Source organism: Sphingomonas oligophenolica, from assembly GCF_039522915.1.
GTDB classification, from domain to species: Bacteria; Pseudomonadota; Alphaproteobacteria; order Sphingomonadales; family Sphingomonadaceae; genus Sphingomonas; species Sphingomonas oligophenolica.
Genome location: NZ_BAAAEH010000006.1, coordinates 1 through 2,578, shown reverse-complemented (window position 1 = coordinate 2,578; position 2,578 = coordinate 1). Strand labels below are relative to the sequence as shown.

Sequence of the window (2,578 nt, the reverse complement as noted above, 5' to 3'; positions counted from 1 at the left end):
GGGGCCAGCGCTATCCCGCCATCGGCCAGAGCTGGCGGCGCGCATGGAGCGAGGTCATCCCGTTCTTTGCCTTCCCCGACGAGGTCCGCAGGATCGTCTACACCACCGTAAGCGCCGACGGAACCCGGCCTTGATTTTCGCGGTCAGTTGGCGCTGCAGCAGCGCTTAAACTTCTGGCCTGAGCCGCAAGGGCACGGGGCGTTTCGTCCCACCTTGGTAGCTTTCATGGAAGTGAGCGCACGAGCATTCCCCTCGCGCATGAGAGCCAGTTTTCGCATGCCGACGAGCGCGCGTGGCATGAGAGCAGCGTGCTCGTCGCGGAGTTCATCAGCGTCCTCACGCTCCTCAATGTCTTCGAGCATATCCATGAAGCCGACGAAGAGGCCGATGAACGAGGCCGTGCGCTCATCCTGAGCCAGATCCGCCCAGTATTCCGGGTCGAGCCGCATGGCCTTCCAGAACCCGCGGACCCAGATCCTGACCTTGTCATGGTCAGCCTTCTTGCCGATTTCGCTAAAGCCTGGGCGGAAGGCCGGCCAACCTTTCTGAAGTTCGGTCTCGATCGTCTTGCGCCGTGCCAGGGCGCTGACAAGAGCGGCGTGCAGCCGGCGCTCGTCAGTGAAGTCAGGGATTTGCTTCCACAGCCCTGCAACCCATTGCTCGGCATCGAGATCCGGCGTCACCAATATTCCGGTGAGATAGCCATCCATCTCCAGCGGAGGCAGCAGGTCAGGATCCAGGTCAGGGTGGGCCAGGATCGACGCTGAGAGCTTCGTGCTGTTCACGCCGCGAGCACCATATTGCGAGCAGCTTGCCAGTTCCACGGCAGGAACTCGTCGATCCGATTGATGGGATGGTCGCCGATGCGCTCGATGACGTCGGTGAACCAGGCCTCGGGCTCGACGCCGTTGAGGCGACAGGTGCCAGCCAGCGCGTAGAACAGCGCCGCCGCCTCGCCACCCTTCATCGAGCCGACGAACATCCAGTTGCGCCGTCCCAGGGCCACGCCGCGCAGGGCGTTTTCGACAAGATTGTTGCTGATCTCGAGGCAGCCGTCGTCGCAGTAGCGGACCATCGCTGCCCAACGGTTGAGCGGATAACGACAGGCGCGTCCCAAAATGCTGTCGGAGGACAGACCACGTTGCTGTAGTTCGAGCCAGCCGCGCAACGCCTCCAGCTTCGACACGGCCTGGGCCCGGCGGACCCGTCTTCGTTCATCAGGTGGCGCGCCTTTGATCGTTCGCTCGATGGCGAACAGTTCGGCGATCCGCACCACTGCCTCCGCCGCGATCGGTGACGGGTTCTTTTCGAGGATGTCGGTAAATTTACGTCGGGCATGGCTCCAGCAGCCAACCTCGACGACGCCCCTCGGCGCCTTGCTCTTGGGATGACGATAGAGCGCGTTGTAGCCGGCATAGCCATCGGCCTGCAGATAGCCGCGATATCCCGCAAGATGCTCGGCAGGATGAGCGCCACCCCGGTCGGCACTGAACCGATAGACCACGGCCGGCGGGCGCATGTCGCCGCTCGACCGATCATCGCGCAGATAAACCCAGAAGTGCCCGGTCCGGCTGCCATCACCGCTGCCCAGCAACGTGACTGGTGTGTCGTCGCCGTGGATCTTGTCGGCTTCACAGATATAGGCGAACAGCCGCTCGCCAAGCGGCGCCAGCAGCCAGGCCAGCTTCCTCGCCCAACGGCTCATCACATCGCGATCGATATCGAGCCCCACCCGGCGCAAGATCACCGACTGCCGGTGCCAGGGCTGATGATCGACGAAGCGGCTGACGATCAGATGCGCGAGCATCGCACTGCTCGCCATGACCTTGGGCAACGGCAGTTCGACCGCGGGCGCCTGACGGATCTGCTCGCAGGCGCGGCACACCACACGCGAACGCACATGACGGATCACGCGGAACCGCGCCGGAACATAGTCGAGCACCTCGGTGACCGCCTCGTCGATCTTCACCGTCGGCCCGGAGCAGCCGGCGCTGCAAGCGCCGGGCGGATGTTCGACCGTGTGGCGAGGCAGGTGTGCCGGGAGCGGCACGCGGCAGCCGGGCTTGCGAGCGGATTTCGTCGTCGGTGCCACCGCCGCGTCGTCATTGGCGGGCTCAGGCGTCTCGACCTCGTCGAACATCAGCCGCAGCTGGGCGATATCCATCTTCTCGGAGCTACAGCCGAACTGGACGCGCAGAAGCCGCGCCACGCGATGTTCGAGCTTCTCGATCTTCAACGTCTGGGCTTGAACCGTCGCCTTCGCCGACTTCAACTCGGCCCGTTCCTGCTCCAGGACATCGGCCATCTCGCGCAGCATTTTCTGCAGGAGAACAGGGTCTGCAGGAAGGCGATCGAGGGGGAACCGCATGCCGTCGATGATAGCGGAAGGCGTCGCTAGAACCTACAAAAAACGCCGGATTCCCTCATCTTTTTGCTCATGCGAGCGTCGGTGTGACCACCTCGTCATGGACGATCGCCTGCTTCCAGTTCAGCCCCTCGATCAGCATGGCAACGTAAGCGCGAAATCACCCCCACATTCCAGAACTGATGGGTATCGGCGATAGCATGTCCGCAGGGT

Annotated in this window: 2 protein-coding genes and 1 pseudogene; 1 reads left to right on the top strand and 2 read right to left on the bottom strand. The window is 63.4% G+C overall.

Features of this window, described 5'->3' with window-relative positions:
- Positions 1 to 107, top strand: a pseudogene (locus ABD050_RS04875) (transposase); the annotation flags it as partial.
- A gap of 36 nt (positions 108 to 143) precedes the next feature.
- Here the strand turns inward: ABD050_RS04875 and ABD050_RS04870 are convergent.
- Together ABD050_RS04870 and tnpC are read right to left on the bottom strand one after the other, a co-directional pair.
- The gene (locus ABD050_RS04870) at positions 144 to 785 is read right to left on the bottom strand and encodes a YecA/YgfB family protein (protein ID WP_343888095.1); all 642 of its coding nucleotides are present in this window, start codon (positions 783 to 785) and stop codon (positions 144 to 146) included.
- Positions 782 to 2,317 carry an IS66 family transposase gene (gene tnpC, locus ABD050_RS04865; RefSeq protein WP_343888094.1) on the bottom strand — a complete coding sequence of 512 codons (1,536 nt, stop codon included), beginning with the start codon at positions 2,315 to 2,317 and terminating at the stop codon, positions 782 to 784. Before tnpC ends, ABD050_RS04870 begins: the two co-directional genes overlap by 4 nt.
- Positions 2,318 to 2,578: the final 261 nt, after the last annotated feature.